The organism is Labrys okinawensis, assembly GCF_002982075.1.
GTDB lineage: Bacteria > Pseudomonadota > Alphaproteobacteria > Rhizobiales > Labraceae > Labrys > Labrys okinawensis_A.
On sequence record NZ_PUEJ01000013.1, the window covers coordinates 34,823 to 52,424 of the forward strand.

10 protein-coding genes are annotated in these 17,602 nt (G+C 59.8%); 6 read left to right on the plus strand and 4 right to left on the minus strand.

Annotated elements, in window-relative coordinates:
• Window positions 1-138: 138 nt before the first annotated feature.
• The 3 genes from C5L14_RS26590 to C5L14_RS26600 all read left to right on the plus strand — a co-directional run bounded on the left by C5L14_RS26590 (window position 139) and on the right by C5L14_RS26600 (window position 4,729).
• Window positions 139-1,296: a glycosyltransferase family 4 protein gene (locus tag C5L14_RS26590; RefSeq protein WP_181161342.1), complete on the plus strand. Its 1,158-nt coding sequence runs from the start codon at window positions 139-141 to the stop codon at window positions 1,294-1,296.
• 343 nt (window positions 1,297-1,639) lie between these two features.
• A complete protein-coding gene (locus C5L14_RS26595; RefSeq protein WP_105865083.1) occupies window positions 1,640-3,331 on the plus strand; it encodes a cellulose synthase operon protein YhjQ/BcsQ in 1,692 nt (563 codons plus the stop codon).
• Between the two features lie 753 nt (window positions 3,332-4,084).
• Window positions 4,085-4,729 carry a response regulator transcription factor gene (locus C5L14_RS26600; protein WP_181161343.1) on the plus strand — a complete coding sequence of 215 codons (645 nt, stop codon included), beginning with the start codon at window positions 4,085-4,087 and terminating at the stop codon, window positions 4,727-4,729.
• 153 nt (window positions 4,730-4,882) lie between these two features.
• On the opposite strand, the gene C5L14_RS26605 is transcribed toward C5L14_RS26600, so the two are convergent.
• Both C5L14_RS26605 and C5L14_RS26610 read right to left on the minus strand, forming a co-directional pair.
• A complete protein-coding gene (locus tag C5L14_RS26605; protein ID WP_105865085.1) occupies window positions 4,883-5,896 on the minus strand; it encodes a diguanylate cyclase domain-containing protein in 1,014 nt (337 codons plus the stop codon).
• Window positions 5,850-10,418, minus strand: coding sequence for a PAS domain S-box protein (locus C5L14_RS26610; RefSeq protein WP_181161344.1), 4,569 nt, complete (start codon window positions 10,416-10,418; stop codon window positions 5,850-5,852). The genes C5L14_RS26605 and C5L14_RS26610 overlap by 47 nt, the downstream gene beginning before the upstream one ends.
• Between C5L14_RS26610 and C5L14_RS30495 the strand changes: the two genes are divergently transcribed.
• Window positions 10,395-11,024 carry a hypothetical protein gene (locus tag C5L14_RS30495; RefSeq protein ID WP_181161345.1) on the plus strand — a complete coding sequence of 210 codons (630 nt, stop codon included), beginning with the start codon at window positions 10,395-10,397 and terminating at the stop codon, window positions 11,022-11,024. The two genes, C5L14_RS26610 and C5L14_RS30495, sit on opposite strands and share 24 nt — an antisense overlap.
• Before the next feature lie 166 nt (window positions 11,025-11,190).
• Here the strand turns inward: C5L14_RS30495 and C5L14_RS26615 are convergent, their stop codons facing one another.
• On the minus strand, window positions 11,191-12,348 hold the full coding sequence (locus C5L14_RS26615) for a helix-turn-helix domain-containing protein (protein WP_105865087.1): 1,158 nt from the start codon (window positions 12,346-12,348) through the stop codon (window positions 11,191-11,193).
• A 595-nt stretch (window positions 12,349-12,943) separates the two neighbouring features.
• Here C5L14_RS26615 and C5L14_RS30760 point away from each other — a divergent pair.
• Entirely contained in the window at window positions 12,944-13,735 is a 792-nt protein-coding gene (locus C5L14_RS30760) for a response regulator transcription factor (RefSeq protein ID WP_245443601.1), read from the plus strand.
• A gap of 191 nt (window positions 13,736-13,926) precedes the next feature.
• Window positions 13,927-16,188, plus strand: coding sequence for an EAL domain-containing protein (locus tag C5L14_RS26625; RefSeq protein ID WP_105865088.1), 2,262 nt, complete (start codon window positions 13,927-13,929; stop codon window positions 16,186-16,188).
• A 220-nt stretch (window positions 16,189-16,408) separates the two neighbouring features.
• On the opposite strand, the gene C5L14_RS26630 is transcribed toward C5L14_RS26625, so the two are convergent.
• Window positions 16,409-17,113, minus strand: coding sequence for a response regulator transcription factor (locus tag C5L14_RS26630; protein WP_181161346.1), 705 nt, complete (start codon window positions 17,111-17,113; stop codon window positions 16,409-16,411).
• Between the last annotated feature and the right edge of the window lie 489 nt (window positions 17,114-17,602).

The window sequence follows — 17,602 nt, forward strand, 5'->3', positions numbered from 1 at the left end:
AGCGATCGAATAACTGTCAGCCTTGCGCCCGAAGCACCACCGACTTCGGGCGTTCTTTTTTTGACTGTTGTGGCTTGTCTCGGCCGACATCCCGCACGCTGGTCCTCAGGTTGCTTGCATCGAAGGGGAATGCCTGCGATGAACATCGACACACTGCCGCAGTCGAGCGCAATTGACACGGCTCCCGCCCCACGAGCTCTTTCGGCCACCATGACCGAGCCGCTTTCCTTTGCGATCAACGGGCGTTTCCTCACCCAACCGGTCACCGGCGTGCAACGTTATGCGCGGGAAATCACCGCGCATATCGACGACCTCCTGCAGGAGCAGGGAGGACGAGCCAGCCTCTATTTGCCCGGCAGCAGCGAGGCGCCTGCCTATCGGGCCATCCAGACCAAGCGATCCCAGCGCCTGCGCGGGCATTTCTGGGAACAGATGACGCTGCCCACGCTCGATCGTCGCTTCCTGCTGAATCTGTGCAATTTGGGACCCGTCGTACGCCGCAGGCAGATCGTCTGCATCCATGATGCGAATGTCGCGAATATGCCGGCGAGCTACAGCAAGGCGTTTCGCGCCGTCTACGGCACGCTCCTGCCGCTGCTGGTCCGGCGCGCCGCCGCGATCACCACCGTCTCGCATTTCTCGGCGGGCGAGCTTGCGCGCCATCTGCCGATCGCTCGCGAAGACATTGTCGTTCTGCCCAATGGCCACGAGCATGTCTTTCGCTGGAATGCATCCCGCTCCTCGATTCGCAGCAAGCACCGGTTCGAGCGTCCCTATGTCTTCATCATCGGCAGCCGCGCCCGCCATAAGAATGTCGCCATGGTGCTCGAGCTCGCCGAAGCCCTTGACGAACTCGGCATCGACATTGTCGTGACCGGCGGCCAATCCAGCATTTTTGCCACGGAAGAACACGGGACTCCCGCTCCGAATGTCCGGTTCATGGGCTTCGTCGACGATGACGACCTGGCAGCCTTGCTGCAAGGCGCGCTGTGCCTGCTGTTTCCCTCCTTTACCGAAGGGTTCGGTCTGCCGATCATCGAGGCCATGGCACTCGGCTGCCCCGTGATTTCATCCGATCGGGCCAGCATGCCGGAAGTATGCGGTGAGGCCGCCTTGCTGGCGCCGCCCGACCAACCCGCGACTTGGCTCCGGCATATCCAGAGCCTGGCCTCCTCCGACACTTTGCGCTCCGCCTTCGTCGAACAGGGGCGCAAGCGTGTCGAAGCCTTTTCATGGCGAAAATCGGCCCAAGGCTATCTCGACCTCATCCGCGAGAGGCAGGCCGGAAAAGCATGACATCTTTTTTGGAAAGTCATGCCATCGCCGCAACATGTTTTCAGTATGTGATTTGAGCTTGGCGCGCTGCGAACGCCAATCGGCCAAACCTTTCGTGATCATGACCAATAGTATTGCGAGCCAAGCATTGCGACATTCCTTCCCTAACTCTATAAGCGCGGCATTCGACCTGAACTCTGCACTGCCGGCGCGGAACTGGTCGCGCGGCAGCGCTCTGCTTCCGGGCTTTCTACAAAGTGAAACGTTCGAGCGCGCTCGAACCGGATCGTTGGGATTGCACGCGGTCCCGTCGTTCTAATGTCGCCCTGTTCATGGATTTTGTTGAAGGTTCGAGGCCGCTGACATGCTCTATCTCAGGCCGCTGAATGATCAGCCCACGAGTTTCGGCTTGCGCGACATTCTCGTCGAGATCATGCGCTATGCCCGGGGCCTGGTGCTGTGGTTCATCCTCTGCGTCGTCGCCGCGATCATCTATATCGTCAGCACGCCGCCGGAATTTTACGCGGCCTCCTTCGTGATTCTGGAGCCGAGAAGCTCGTTCTCGAGTTCCCAGGGGGTCGATCCCGGCCTCCTGCAGACCAACCTCGATAATTCGCAGATCGAGAGCCAAATCCAGATCGTCAAGTCTGAACGGGTTCTGCGCCTGGTGTTCCAAACGCTCAATCTGCAGAACGACCCCGAGTTCGTTGGTCCGCTGCCGGCCCAGGGCGTGACGCCGGATCTGGTCAAGCGTCACGACGCGGCCGCCTTCGCCACTTTCAGCGACCGCGTCACGGTGCGCCGAATCGGCCAATCCCTGGTGCTGGAGATCGGCTACCGGTCGAAATCCGCGACCAAGGCCGCCTCGATCGCCAATTCGATCACTGCGGCCTTCATCCGCGACCAGATCGACGCCAAGTCGCTGTCGATGCAGCGCAACAATGAATGGCTGCAGGGGCGCATCGACGAGATCAAGGGCCAGCAACAGGCTATCGAGGAAGCGGTACGCAAGGGCGTCCTGCCTGACCGCCAGTTCTCGGCCTCCGACGCCCGGATCATCAGTTCCGCGGCTGAACCGCTTTCCAAAAGCTTTCCGCAAACCAGGCTGATCCTGCTGCTGGCAGCTTCGTTCTCCCTGCTGACGGGCCTTGGCGCGGTCAGTATCTTTCATACGCTCAACCGCACGCTGCGGGCCAAGCGGCATGTCCAGCGGGAGCTCGGTCTCAATTGCATCGGCATCATCCCCTTTGCGACCGACAAGCGCGGCGCCGGTTTGCCGCACAGTTTCGCGGATTTCCGCCGGTATCTGGCCAGATTGCCAAAAACGCTGGTGGAAGCGATCAAATCGCTGCGGCTCAAGCGGCGCCAGGCCAGTTCGGGCGAGAACTACTTCGCCTATGCGATCTCGCAGGCCGGCATGCTCTCTCCCTTCGCCGAAAGCCTGAGAGCCGTGCGAACGGCGATCATGGGCAAGGAGCAGAGTTCCGGGGCGCGTGTCATCGGCATTGCATCGTGCCTGCCCCATGAAGGCAAGTCCACGATCGCCGCCAACCTGGCTCACCTGTTTGCCGCGAGCGGCCGCCACACCATGCTGATCGACTGCGATCTGCGCGACGACGCGCTGAGCCGCCACTATGCCCCTGACGCCCGCTACGGGCTGAGCGAAGTTCTGCAACAGCGTGGCAAGCAGATCACGGCGTCCGCGATCAACCTGGCGCCTCGACTCGACTTCATTCCCGCGAACAGGGCCGGCGGCTCGGTCGATATCGATCTTTTTATCGGCTCATCCGTCATGCAGGAACAGCTCAAGGCGCTGAATGCCTATGATTGTGTCATCGTCGATCTGCCAGCCATGAGCCTGTCTTCCGACGCCAAGGCGGTAGCGCCACTTCTCGACACGATGATCTTCGTCATCGAGGCAGGCCGCACCACCAGCGACGACGTGACGGAGGCGCTCGATACCCTACAGCAGGCCAATGGCAAGGTGATGGGCGCGGTGCTCAACAAAGTGCCGAGGCGCGACTGGCCAGTGCTCCTGCGTCGCCCGCGTTCCTGACCCGAAACACCAAGTTTATCGCGACCTCGCTTCCTTGCGCAGTACTTTTCAGGGAGCCTGATTCGTCGCTTCGCCGCCCTTGCGATTTCCGGGAGCCCCCCTCTTGGGAGGAGCGGGCTCACCCGACCGGCGCGACAAGGAAACCGGCCGGCTGCCCGGAAAAACCTATCGATGCCGGCGGCAATACCATTTGTCGCCGCCACCACGCCAATCGGCGTCTCTCTCTACCCCAGCCCTCGCCGCGATCCAGCTCGGGGTACCGCCTTCGAATTAGATAGTACCTAAATCGGTCCCACCTTCCGCTCACGAGCTATCAACATTGCTAGATTGAATTGGAGCAGAGCTTGCAACATTCTGCAGGTGCTCATGATGGCATTGCAGTGCTCTAGACCAAGGAAATACCGGACTGAATCGCCGAGGTGGCGGCAATTCACAAGTCTTTCCTTCGCGGAACATCCTGCTTTTGCCAGGCATGACCAGCGGATAACGGGCGAATTCATGATCCAGGGGACGTTTTGTTCAGTCCGGCATCCCCGGCAGTAGTTGTCTGCCCTTTGGCTAGAGTTCGGTCCTACCCTGTCCGTCCATACGTTTTGTGAAGTGTCCAAATTGCGTCCGATAGATCTATCTTCCTCGGTGCCCTTGAGGCAACCTGGTCAATCATATGGCACCACCATGGTAGTAAGCAGTCCACCAGGACAAATCGCCATCGTCAATAATAAGACATTACAGCGCGACTGCTTAAGTCGCGTCTTGGCGGTAGAATTTCCTGAACGAAAAATTCTTCCGTTCGCCAGGCTGGACGAATGGAATGCCGCCGCGGACAAACACGAAGAAGTTTCGCTTGTCATCATCTGCGAGGGTGAGGCTCCGAGTGATCTGTCCTCCCTGGCCGCAGCAACCGCGCATACCCCGCCGGCTGCTATCATCATCCTGTCGGACTCCGAGGATCCCGCCAGCATTTTCAGGGCTCTCGATCTCGGTGTGAAGGGCTACATTCCCAGCACACTCGGCGCCGAAGTGGCGATCGAGGCAACGCGGCTGGTCATCGCCGGCGGGGTCTTCGTGCCCGCCGCCAGTCTGATCCGGGCCGCGTCCGAGCCTTCCCTCGCTCGCCAGGAACAGCCCGGCCGAAACTATCCGCGCATTTCCCCACGGCAATTGTCGATCATTGCAGCCGTCAGCCGAGGCAAGTCCAATGCCGCCATTGCGATGGAGCTCAACCTGCGCGAGAGCACCGTCAAGGTCCACATCCGCAACATCATGAAGAAGTTGAAGGTGAAGAGCCGCACGGCAATTGCGCATAAATCCCGCGAAATCCTGCGCGCCGAGGGTTATGAGCTCCATAATGCAGCGGACATGCAACGCCTGAGCCTGGATATTGCCCGGTCTTCTTGACGAGGGACTGCTTTTCGTCGGCAAGTGTCCGGCCAGGAAAGCCCGGGGGAGAACGACGGCTCGGCTCCCCCTCCATCGGAGCCGCAGCTGTTTCGGCGGCCGGCTCCGTTCTTCATTTGAACGACCGGCATTTCCGCCCTCCGCATCCTGCACTCATCCGGCGCTTTCCGGTGGTTTGCTCGCCATGCCCTGCCCCAACGGAAGGAAGAGCCCTTCCTTTTGCCCCTGCCAGACCAGCACCCGGTTGCGTCCCTGCTGTTTGGCCCGGTACAGCAATTTATCGGCCCATCCCAGCAATGCGGCAGGCTTATCCGTCTGCGATACGAAGGCCACCACCCCGCCACAGCTGATGGTCACCACCTCGGCCGTACGGGACCGGGCGTGCGGCAGATTGAGGTCGAGCACCGCGCGTCTCAGCCTTTCAAGCAACGGCTCCAACTCGTGCAGGCCGGGCAGCAGCATCACGAACTCCTCGCCGCCATACCGGGCCACCACGTCATAGGGCCGCCCGGCCGCACGCTCGAGGGCCTGGGCGACCTGCCGGAGCGCCTCGTCGCCGGCACCGTGACCATAATGGTCGTTATATTCCTTGAAGTGGTCGACATCGATCATGCCGACACTGAGCGGCTCACCGGAACGAATGGCATGTCGCCACGCCAATTCGAAGGCCTTGTCGAAATAGCGCCTGTTGGCAATGCCGGTCAGGCCGTCCTTTTCCGACAGACGCTCCAGTTCGTTGCGCTGCGCCACCAATTTGAGATGGTTGCGCACGCGGGCTTTGACGATGGCAGGACTGATCGGCTTGACGACATAGTCGGCAGCGCCCAGCGAAAGCCCTCGCTCTTCGTCCTGTTCATTCGTGAGGGCGGTGATGAAGATCACCGCAATATTGGCGGTCTGGGGCTCGGAGCGCAGCCGACGAAGCACCTCGTAGCCGTCCATGCCCGGCATCGAGACATCGAGCAAAATCAAGTCGATGCTGCGTTCGTCCCGCGCGCGCTGAAGAGCGGTCTCCCCATCCTTCGCCAGGAGTATTCGGCATTCACGCTGCAGCAGCTCAGCCAATACTGCCCGATTGATCCGGTCATCGTCGACGATCAGCACCGTTTGCAGAAAAGCGTCACTCACCTTGAGATCTTTCAAACACCTGTTGTTCCAGATCGGCATGCAATTGCTGCAAGAGGTTTTCCGCCTCGGCCAGTTCGAGCTCCTCGAAATGACCGAGGATTGCCCTCGCTCTTTCGATCTCGACGCTGCCGGACAACTCGGCGATGATCTGATCCAGGATGGCATAGGCGGCATAGTCACCGCTTTGCAGCAAGGGCTTGGCCGCTGCAATGAGCCCTATGACCTTGCGAAAACCATCGTGCCCCGGCTCTGCCCTTCCTGCCACAGCTTCTGTGGCAAGGCGATCGAGCTGGCCGAGCAGCACTGCCAGGCTGTCGCGGAATGCGGGAAGAAGAAGCCGGAGCTCGTCGAGGTCGCCACGACGGGAAACCTCCTCGATATCGGCTGCAGCCGCACACAGCTCCTGGGCATCCAGATAGGAAGCCGCCCCTCTGACGGCATGCGCCAGCGCTGCAACGGCTCCGGTATCCCCCCGCAAGGCGGATTGATGGAGTTGCGCGGGAGCCTCCCTGAAATCACGAACGAACCCCTGGAGCAGACGCTGCAGCCGTTCGCGGCTGCCGCCCAGACGCTTCTGAGCCGCGGACAGATCGGCCCCGCTGACGGATGCGAAAATGTCCTGACCGCCATCTGCCTGCGCAGTGCGGGGGGCCTGCCCGTCTTCGGAATCCTGTGATGGAGAGGGCGCGGGAAGCAAGTCCGCCAACGTCCGAAAGAGGGCTGTCTCGTCGATCGGCTTGGTCAGATGCGCATTCATGCCCGCCGCGAGACTGGCCTCGCGATCCTTGGTGAGGGCCTGGGCAGTCAGGGCAATCAGGGGCAGCGAAGCCCAGCGTTCCTGCGCGCGTATCCTGCGAGTGGCGGTCAGACCGTCCATTTCCGGCATGTGAACGTCCATCAGGACGGCATCATAGGTGGCCGTTTCCAGCTTCTCCAGGGCATCGCGACCGTTCACCGCGGTATCCACCCTCATGCCGGCCAATTGCAGGAAATCGCCGACCACCTCCCGATTGAAGGCATTGTCGTCAACCACCAGAATGTGCCGGCCAGCCAGAGCCTCCAGGAATTCGTCCTGCGGCTGCGGCGGCAAGACCCTGTCCGCCTGCTCGTCCCAAGCGGTGGCGGCCTTGCTCGTGGTCCCGTGAAAGACCCCGACGATGGTGTTGAACATCACCGACACGGTGACCGGTTTGACGAGCACGCCATGCAGGCCGAGCTGCTCGGCCCGCCGGAGCACTTCCTCGCGGCCATAGGCGGTCACCATCAGAACGGCCGGCGTGCTCTTCAGCCTCGCGTCGTTCTTGATGTGCCCCGCGGTTTCCAGGCCATCCATTCCGGGCATACGCCAATCCATCAGAACCACTTCGAAAGGCCGCTGCTGTTCACAGGCCTGGCTCAGCGCCGTCAATGCGGCCTTGCCGGACCCGACGACATGGGTCTCCATGCCGAAATCATGCACCATCCCCGCCAATGTTTCGCGGGCACTGGCATTGTCATCGACGATCAGGACCCTTTTGCCCTTCAATTCACTGGAACGCAGAACACCGTCATACGAAGCAGCGCGTTGAGGCGACCTGAATTCGACCGTGAAATAGAAGGTGCTGCCCTTGCCCAGTGTGCTCGAAACCCAGATCTGCCCATTCATGCCTTCGACGAGGCGCTTACAGATGGCCAGTCCCAGGCCCGTTCCGCCATATTGGCGCGAGACGTGTTTCTCCGCCTGCGTAAAAGCCTGGAACAAACCGGCGACCTGATCGGCATCGAGACCGATCCCGGTATCCTGTACAGCAAATTGCAGCCGGATGGCGTTGGTGGCCGTCGCCTGTTCGACATCGACCGACACCACGATCTCGCCCTTGTGGGTGAACTTGACGGCGTTGTTCACCAGATTGATCAACACCTGTCCGAGCCGGAGCGAGTCGCCGACCAGGCGCGTGGGCACATCGGGCGCCACGGCATAGATGATCTCGATGCCTTTCTCCTCGGCTTTCATGGCGGTCACGGCGGAGACCGATTCGAGAACGGCTTCCAGCTTGAATTCGCTTTCCTCCAGCTCCAGCTTGCCGGCCTCGATTTTGGAGTAGTCGAGAATGTCGTTGAGGATGGAGGTCAGCGTCTGCGCCGAGGCACTGATCTTTTCGAGATAATTGCACTGCCTGGGATCCTGCTCGGCCTGGAGCGCCAGCCGCGTCATGCCGAGCACCGTGTTCATCGGCGTACGGATTTCGTGACTCATCACCGCCAGGAATTCGCCTTTGGCTTCCTGAGCCGCTTCGGCGGCCTTGCGCGCCTGGATCAGAGCCTGGGCTGTCCGCCTTTCCTCGGTGACGTCCTGGTTGATCCCCAGAGCGCGCAATACCGAGCCATCATCGGCGCGAAAGACCTTGGCTTGCCCCCGAATGTACCGGATGGCGCCACTGGGATGCACGATCCTGAATTCGCTTTCGAATGCGCCCGTCTCCGTGGTGGCCTCCTGCCATTGTGCAAACACCCGGTCGACATCCTCCGGATGCAGCAAGGAGAGCCAGCGCTCGATGCTGCCGTCGAAAGCGCCGTGCTCCAGCCCGTAGAGGACGTACATCTGGTCGTCCCAGATATATTTCTGCTCCTGGGCGTTCATATCCCATATGCCGACGCCGCCGACCCTGATCGCAAGTTCCATGCGCTCCTTGAGCGCAACGATGAGATCCTCCGCCTGCTTGCGGGCGGTGATGTCCTGCATGACGCCGTCCCAGATCACCGTGCCATCGGCCTGATAGCGCGGCCCGGACCGGCAATGCAGCCAGAGAACCCGGCCATCGCGCGTCCTGCATCTGAATTGGCAATCGAAGACGTCGCCACGCGAGAGCGAAACTTCCAGCATCGCGTTGTAGCGGGGCAAATCGTCTTCATGGATCGTTTGAGTGAAGGCGCCTCGCCGTTCCATGATCTCGCTGGCCGGCACGCCGGTCAGAGCCAGGATGCCGGCGCTCACATAGGGCAGTGACAATTTTCCGTCGGGTGTCTGCACCAGGCGATAGACAGCGCCATGCGGCAGATTGTCGACGAGGGAACTGAGCTGGGCTTCCAGCTCCTTGTTGTCCGTAACGTCGCGCATGAGCCAGATGGCGTGGTCGCCAACCCTGGCAGCGGCCACTTCGGCCAAGCGCAGCATGCCGTCCTTGCGAAAGAAACTGTGCTGCCCGGTGTGATAGGTCCGGCCCGCGCGATCGCCGTTCTCCCCGGAGGCGAGAGCCTCGAACAGATCATCGCCAAAATGCCTGGACCATGCATCCGGCTTCGACAGCTCTTCCCTGCCGTAACCGGTAAGGTCCTCGATGGCACGGTTGACCAGAATGCCGTCATCGGTCACGAAAGCGGCTCCGATCGGCAAGTTTTCCATCATCTCCGACAGCCAGCGGACGCGCGCCGACAATTCCATTTCGATCTGCTTGCGCGCGGTGATGTCGGTATGGGTTCCGATGATGCGCAGGGGAGAGCCGTCCTCATCGCGCTCGATGGCTTTGCCGCGATCGAGAATGGTGCGCCAGGACCCGTCCTTGGCCCGCATGCGCAGTTCGATGACGAAATCGGGCGCCTCGCCGCGCATGTGCCGTTCCACCGCTTCCCAACTCGCCTGCAGGTCGTCCGGATGGATGCGATCGACGAATTCGTTGAGGGTGGGCCCTATCTCGCTCTCGGCATGCCCCAGCATCGCCTTCCACTGCCGGGAGTAGAAGACGTGCCCCGTGCGCAGGTCCCAGTCCCACAAACCGTCGCCCGCGCCATTGAGCGCGAATTCCCAGCGCGCTTCGCTGTGACGCAGCGCCGTTTCCGTGGCGCGGATGTCCGTGACGTCACGCGAAACGCCAATCAGGCCGATCACATCGCCATTCTCGTCGCGCCTTGGAACCTTGGTCACGAAGAAATGGCGCCTGACGCCATTGACGATGAAGCTTTCCTCCATGGTGACGGCCTTGCCGCGCGCCATGATCTCCCGATCGGTCCGCAGGATGCGGGCCGCATTTTCCGGATCGACCACGTCCCTAAGATCCCGCTCCAGAATCTCGGCCGCCGGCCGGCCGAGGAATCGGGCCGTCGCCTGATTCAGCATCACGAACCGGCCTTCGAGATCCTTCAGGAAAATGGCATCCGTGGTGCCATCGAAAACCGCCTGCAGCAGATCGGTGCTCTTGCGCAATTCGGCCGTGCGTTCGGCGACCCTGACCTCGAGCTCGGCGTTGTGCCGGCGATTGGCGTCCTCGGCCTCTATCCGCTCGCTAATGTCGCGCACGGTGGCAAAAAAAGTCTTCCTGGCCTGATGGAGATGGCAGGAAAGCCGGACCTCGACCGGAAAAAGCGAACCATCCTTGCGGCGATGCCTTGCGTAGAGCGTCTGCGCCACGCCCGGTTCGGCCTCGGCCCATACACCCTTGGCCCATTCCAAGTCTAAATCCTCGACGATATCGGGAACCGACATCTGCAGGAGCTCTTCCCTGCTGAAACCGGTGCTGAGCGTCACGTGATGGTTGACGTCGAGGAATCTTCCCTGATCGTCATGGACGAAGAAGTCGTCAGCCACATGTTCCAGCAACAAGTTGAAACGATCGTCGCCGAGCCGCCTTTCGGTTTCGATCCGTTTGTCGTCGCGTGGCATGTCGCTGCCAGTGTGGAACAGCAATCTCACGTCACGCTCGATCTCGTTTCGAAAACGGATCAGCAGGCGCTGATAGGCTGGCGGGAATCCGGCTTCATCCTGCTTTTGAACCACCAGCGCCCCGAAAATCTCTCCCTTCGGCCCATAGATCGGTGCACCAAGAAAGGCCTGCCCTGCCCCGATGTCGGTGACTGTTTCCGTTTGTCTGTCTCCGCCGGCGGAAGCGTCGGAGGCGCGTGCAACCACTTTACTGAAATGCTCCAGGGCGCTTCGGTGCGGCACCGGACCAGGACGATGACCGTCATCGGCCTCCCGGCCGACGGCAACGATCTCACTGCCTTGGCCGACGCCTTGCATGACAAATGCGACGGTGTGCTCCAGGAGCCTCGCCAGAATATCGGCGATGGCGGCCCATCCCTCCAGGACGGCAGCAGGAATGGCCGGCTTGATCTCGCCCGCATCACCCATTTGCCGCTCGCCGCTCCGCCTATTCGAAGACATGCCTGCTTTCCTTTGAAACACATTGCGTGAAAAAGCTGTCCATCACGCAAGACACAGCATCATCGCCAATCGATCGTGACACCGAGCCACCGTCACCTGAAGCCGCGCGCCTTCAAGTCTGAATGCGCTTTGCTCCGTTACGTCATGTGATGGCGTGAGTGTGATTCCAGGCGGTTCCGTCAAATCGCAAAACGCTTCAGCTTCCCAAAGCCCGGAGCCAGCGCTCGAACGATGGCAAGCCGTCCGCGTCCAGCGTCCCCTCTTTCATCACACGGCTCGGCGCGGGCGCGCTGCGGGCCTGCCGCGGACTGTAGCCGAACTCCCGGCTGAAGGCGCGGCTGAAATCGGCAGCGGAGGCAAAGCCGAAACTCTCGGCGATTTCGGCGATCAGGCGACGGTCCGATGGATCACTGAGCGCCGCATGAGCGGCAAGCAGGCGCTGTTTCTGAATATAATGAACCACGCCCCCGCTCGGCTCGAACAATTGATAGAGATGGGTTCGCGAAATGCCGAGTTCCCGGCACAGCAGCTCAGGGGTAATGGTGGTCGTCTGCAGATTGTTGCGGATGAAGCGCCGGGCACGTTCCATCGCGGCCACCGTTCCATGCTTGGTGGCCACCGCCGCCCACTCCTCCGTGGAGGCCATGCAAGCCAGGATCATGTCCCTGGTGGCGTTGACCACACCGGGCAGGTCATCTTTGCTGAACTCGCTCAGCCGTGCCTCCAGGCTGTCGACGTAGCTGATCAGCAGGCCGGCAAGGTTACGCGACAGGATCCGATTGTTGTTTGCGTCGAGCATCGCAGAGGAATCAGCAAAAAGATCGCGCGGCAAGTAGAGCGTCAGGCTCTGCGAGTCCAGCATCCTCCCCCGGAAGGCATGGGCAAGGGAGCGAATCTCGACCGTTCCCGGCTGGCTCTCGGCGACGCGCCCGCCGACTTCGGTCCAGGCTTTTCCCTCGCGCCTGAAGATGATCACCCAGTGATCGACAAGACTGGAGCGAAGCTTGGCCGCGGAACGATGATAGCTGTGGGCGGATGCCTTCTGCTGCACGACCAGCATGCCGCCGAGATTCCACGCGACCTGGCGGGCCGCAAATCCATCCTGCGCCGTCACCCCGTCGGGCAGCGTCAGATCGACAAGCGGTGCATTGAGCCCTTGCCAGGCAGCGAACTGGTCACCCGCCGGAAACGCCTCTGTCGAAAAAATCAGAGGCGTCAGCGCCGGAGGCGGCGGCGGAATGTCATGTTGCTGCCCGCTGGGTTGCCGCGACCAACGACGACGCTCCTTGCCTGAGCGTGGAGCCGGAGCTCCGGAAGCCGGATGCTGGTCGTTGCGGGGCGCACCATCGTCCATTTTGCTTTCCTCGCTTTCGCGGCAGGCTCACAAAGTCCGGAGCTCTTATACCTTGCCGACGGCGCCTCGAGGTGGCGGCCGCACTCGTAATTATGAACAACAACGGAAATCTTCAAAAGAGACTTTTCAGACTATTTTGTCCTCCCTTTTTTACCTTGCGCACAAGTGGATTCTCGCATCCTCCGTGTTGCCATAGGCCGCATGTCGCACGGTAAGGTTGCAGCCTGCCCAAGGGATATTTCATAAAATCATACCGCCTTTCGGATTGGATGCAGAAATTGCTTCCAATTATACAGAAGCACATCTCTATCGCAAATGCCGCCTTCTCTGTCGCCCGCCTCGTGGCTGGCACGCTCAAGCAGTAGGCACGCATACGGCAAAAGGCCCGAATCCTCGATCTCTGCCGCCGCCCCTGCCCGGGCAAGGTGTATGGGCGCCTACGCCGTTAGAGTCATTTCTCTACCACGTCCGAGCCAGATTGCCCCAGAATTTGTACTCATTGCTATGTCTGCGGACTCCGAGCTAACGACCAAATCATCGATCTCGCATAACTTGCCCCTTAGTCAGCATAGTACCAACACGTTGCGGATTGAACATGAACATCGCCCTCACAGACGCTTCCACCATCCTCGACAGGCGGCGGCCCCTGCAGTACCAGCGCGACAGGCGGGTCTTCGACGTGGGTAGCAAGGAAGCTCCGTCCGTCCGCGAGGACAAGGACATCGTGGCAGAAAAAGCCGCGATCAGCATTATCAACGACAACACCTTCACCCGCGATTGCCTGACCCGTTGCCTGGGTGATGCCGTCAGCGAGTTCGAAATCCGCGCCTATGAAAACATCCGGGAATGGCAGAATGCCGCGGCGAAAATCACTGCGCCAATCATTCTGCTGTGTGCGACCGGGCGCCAAGCGACCGAGGCTGCGCTCCACCAGGGTTTGGATACAATCCTGGAAGCTGCGGCCGATGCCCGCGTCATCGTGATTTCCGACGTGGAAGATCCTTCCGGCATGGTGGCGGCGCTGGAACGTGGCGCCAAGGGCTATGTTCCGATGAGCCTGGACCTCGACGTGACCATCGGCGCCGTCAATCTCGTCAATGTCGGCGGCACTTTCATTCCGGCCAGCAGCCTGCTTTCCGCCCGTGGCGCCAGTTCGCCTGCGGCCGAGGCCAAACCGCAGAAGCGCGCCTCTGCCCTGCTGACCGAGCGCCAGCTGACCGTGCTTGAAAATCTTCGTAAGGGTGATCCGAACAAGGTCATCGCTCACAAACTCAATATGAGCGAGTGCACTGTGAAGGTTCACGTCCGCAACATGATGAAGAAGATTCAGGCCCGCAACAGAACCGAACTCGTCTGCATGACCAGTGAACTCTTTCAGTCGCCATAGAAGGGTAAGAGATTATCGAAGCCTGATGCTCGAGAGCAATGGAAGTATCGTATAGCCTGACAGCCACTGTTCCAATCTCGGGTCCTGACGTGTCCAATGTCGATCGCCAATGAAGACTTAACAAGATCGCTGGAGTGCTATAGCATCGTTACCGACCTCAATTGCGATGTCTGTTGCACTGGGACGCGCCAATGATCGTCAGGCACAAGGACACATTGGGAAGAAGCATGCCACTGACGCGTGATAGAGGCATTCAGCTCCTCGGACGCTCTGTCCAAGAGAGTGACAAGGCGGTGGCGGTCCTCAATGCCCGGCGCGAAATCGTCTGGATCAATCCGAGCTTTACCAAGATGCTCGGATATCAGTCCGAGGATGTGATCGGTCGGCCGCTCGTTTCGGTGCTCGTCAGCAAGGCCACGCCTTCGGCGACCCGTCTCAGTCTCGAGCGCCTTGTCAATGCCAAGCGTGGCGGCCTGGAGGAGATCAACGGTCATGATAAATTCGGCAATGAAATTACGTTACTGATTTATACTGATCATATTCGTGACATCGACGAGAACGTCACGGAGACGATCGTCACCATTCACAGCAATACCCCCGCGCGCATGATCCAGACGCTGCAGAACACCGTGCTGGAGGAATTGGTATCCGGCGCTTCGCTGGAAAATGTATCGGAATTTATTTGCAAGAAGGCTGAATTCATCACGCGGGACGTGATCTCGACCATTCTGAGGGTGGATCAGAATGGCCTGCTGCGTCCCCTCGCCGCTCCGAGCCTGCCCCAATATTATTCGGATGCTCTGGACGGAATCGCCATCGGTCCCAGCGTCGGTTCCTGTGGGACGGCCGCCTATTTCGGTGAGCCCGTGCTCGTCGATGACATCGAGACCAATCCGCTCTGGGCGCCTTACAAGGGCCTGGCGTTGCCGCTGGGCCTGCGAGCCTGCTGGTCCGTCCCCATCAAGCTACGGGATGGTCGGGTGGCGGGGACCTTCGCCTTCTATTTTCGCGAAAAACGCGGCCCCAGCTATCTCCACGAGGAGATCGTCTCAGCCTGCGTCCATCTCTGCGCCCTGGCAATAGAGCAACACGAGGCCAAGGAGCATATCAATCGCCTTGCCTATTTCGATATGCTGACAGGCTTGCCCAATCGCCGCCAGATCTATCAGAGGGCCAGCCAGACGATCGCGGAAGCCAGCGAGAAACAAGACAAGATGGCGTTGCTGCGCTTGGACATCAAGCGCTTCAAGGACATCAACGACACCTTCGGACACTCCACGGCCGACCAGATTCTCGGTCAGATCGCCACCCGCTTGCAGAACCAGCTCCGCCCCAACGACATCGTCGGACGCTTCGGCGGCGATGTCTTCGTGATCATCCTGCCGGAAGCCGACAGCGTTTACGCCACCATGGTTGCCAAGAAGCTGGTGGACGCCGTCGCCAAACCCTTTGCGATCGCCGACCTGCTGCTGCCGATCTCGATCAGCATTGGCATCAGCCTCTATCCCGACAACGGCACTGATGTCGAAACCCTGCTGAAAAGGGCCGATTCCGCTGCGTGCAAAGGAAAGATGGCCGGGCACGAGGCCGTTTTCCTCTACGAGCACGAAGTCGTCGACGGCGCCCAGGAGCGGGTGATATTGGGCGCGGCCTTGCGTGAGGCAGTTTCGCAGGGGCAATTGCGGTTGCTCTATCAGCCGCAAGTCAATCTCGCGGATGGTTCCCTCCATGGTGTCGAAGCCCTCATCCGTTGGGCTCACCCTGTTTTGGGCAATATTTCCACCAGCCGGTTCATCATGATTGCCGAGCAGATCGGCCTGATCGATGAAATCGGTATCTGGGCTCTCAGTGAGGCTTGCCGCCAGATGTCCGTTTGGCGCGCTGCCGGCAAAAAGATCCCGGCGATCTCCGTAAATCTGTCGCCCTTGCATTTCCGCAATCGCAATCTGCCGGATGTCTTGGCTCATCTGATGCGCCAATACGATATTCCCAAGCATACTTTGATGTTGGAGATAACCGAGGGCGTGATGATGGACGACCATCCGACCACTCTGGCGACCATTGCCGCCATTCAGGCTCTCGGTGTTGGGTTGTCGATGGATGATTTCGGCACCGGCTATTCAAGTCTGAGCCGCTTGACGCATGTCCCCTTCTCCGAGCTGAAGATCGATCGAAGCTTCATCGAAGGGATGGTGACCGACCCGAGCGCGCTTGCCGTGGTGACGGCAATCAACAGCATCGGCCGGAGCCTCAATATCGCGGTCGTGGCGGAAGGCGTGGAAACCGAAAGGCAGCAGCAGATGCTGCGCGAACTGGGTTGCGAGATCGCCCAGGGATATTTGCTGAGCCACCCCTTGAAAGCTGCCGATCTCGAAGCCTGGCTGCAGGACAGGCGAGGTGGCTCGCCGCCGCCTGCTTCGCGGAAAATGAGAGCAGAGACCCTGCCTGCCTGACCTGCCTGGCGGTGAAAGGCGGCACCTCGGAATCGCGGCAGGTGCTGGATTGCACCGGCATCAAGATGCAGCGATCACCCCACAATATGCGATCACGCCGGTACCGGCTTACGCTTTTCGCTTGCGCTCCATAAACGGAACCGGCCCGCCAAAACAGATCCGCCCCGAAACCAATTATGGTCTCGGGGCGGTGCCTATATCGGCGATCACGCGGAATGCGTCAGAACAATTCATTGGTCAAAAAGGCGATCTCGGTGCGGTTGCGCGCCTTGATCTTGCGCATGATGTTACGAACATGCACCTTGACGGTGCATTCTCCCATATTGAGCTTGTAGGCAATGAGTTTGTTCGACTCGCCCTGACGTAAGCGATCGATCACCTCGAGCTGCCTTTGTGTAAAAACGGTCTGACGAGACCGTCCGCTGGTTTCGCCTTCCTCACTCGCCTGGGCGCCTTGAGAACGCGATGACAGCAAGCCGCTAGCCGGCACGAAAGTACCACCGGCGCGCACAAGCCGGATGGCGGCGATTGCGACATCGAGATTGGAGCTCATGGCGATATAGCCTTTCGCGCCCCTTTCCAAAGCCGCAACGATCTCCGTTGGCTCCTCATAATCGGAAACGAGGATGACGCGTGCTTCGGGTGCTGCCTGAATGACAAGATCCAGATCGCGCCTTATAGCCGTGTCCGTTGCTTTTCGTCCCGTCGCGCAGAGAAGGACGATCGACATCGACATGGCCGCCCCCGCAGCCTCCCAATCCGCAATGCGCGAATATCCTTCCGCAACGAAATTTCCTTCGCTCGCAGCAAGACAACGCATCAAGCAGCTGCGAGAAAGAGCATTCTCATCGATGATGACGATCCGGGTCTGCAAATCCTGGTCGAGTTTGCCAGAAGCGGACTCATCCTGAGGGCTGTCTTCCATGGGCCTCTCCCTCTTAAGCTCAACGACAGAGGAAGACGACTTCAACGGCAGCACTGAACCTACCGCAAATGGCATCAAAGCTTGGCTACTCGCGGAATAATCAGTCACAGTCTCAATCTCCAAACAAGTCATCCGACAAACACCACACGCATGCTTGAGGAAGCAGCATTGTGGCAGTCAATATTCTGGCAACCGGCGCACTCAATTCTGAGCATTTTTATTCTATGCTTGTATTGGAACAGCCATATGCCGCATACCCGCGCAGCAACGGTCAAGCATAGTTTTTCAAGCTACTTACTACTATGTATCAGCCTCTTTGTAAACTCCATAAGAATGCGAAGTAGCACATGGAGTTTTGTATTATGCGTTACGTTAGACCCCAGGCTCCGTGACACCGACGTGATACTTTTTAAAGGGCCAATCGGTCCAAAGTACGGCGTCCACGTATTAGCTCGTCTTATGTCGTTAGGGAAGCAATGTGTTACCTAT

Coding starts and splice junctions, on each gene's coding strand:
- C5L14_RS26615 (WP_105865087.1), bottom strand. CDS start 12,348: ATGGACGATGGTGCGCCCCGCAACGACCAGCATCCGGCTTCCGGAGCT.
- C5L14_RS30495 (WP_181161345.1), top strand. CDS start 10,395: ATGGACGAAGAAGTCGTCAGCCACATGTTCCAGCAACAAGTTGAAACG.
- C5L14_RS26630 (WP_181161346.1), bottom strand. CDS start 17,113: ATGGAAGACAGCCCTCAGGATGAGTCCGCTTCTGGCAAACTCGACCAG.
- C5L14_RS26625 (WP_105865088.1), top strand. CDS start 13,927: ATGATCGTCAGGCACAAGGACACATTGGGAAGAAGCATGCCACTGACG.
- C5L14_RS30760 (WP_245443601.1), top strand. CDS start 12,944: ATGAACATCGCCCTCACAGACGCTTCCACCATCCTCGACAGGCGGCGG.
- C5L14_RS26590 (WP_181161342.1), top strand. CDS start 139: ATGAACATCGACACACTGCCGCAGTCGAGCGCAATTGACACGGCTCCC.
- C5L14_RS26595 (WP_105865083.1), top strand. CDS start 1,640: ATGCTCTATCTCAGGCCGCTGAATGATCAGCCCACGAGTTTCGGCTTG.
- C5L14_RS26605 (WP_105865085.1), bottom strand. CDS start 5,896: ATGCCGATCTGGAACAACAGGTGTTTGAAAGATCTCAAGGTGAGTGAC.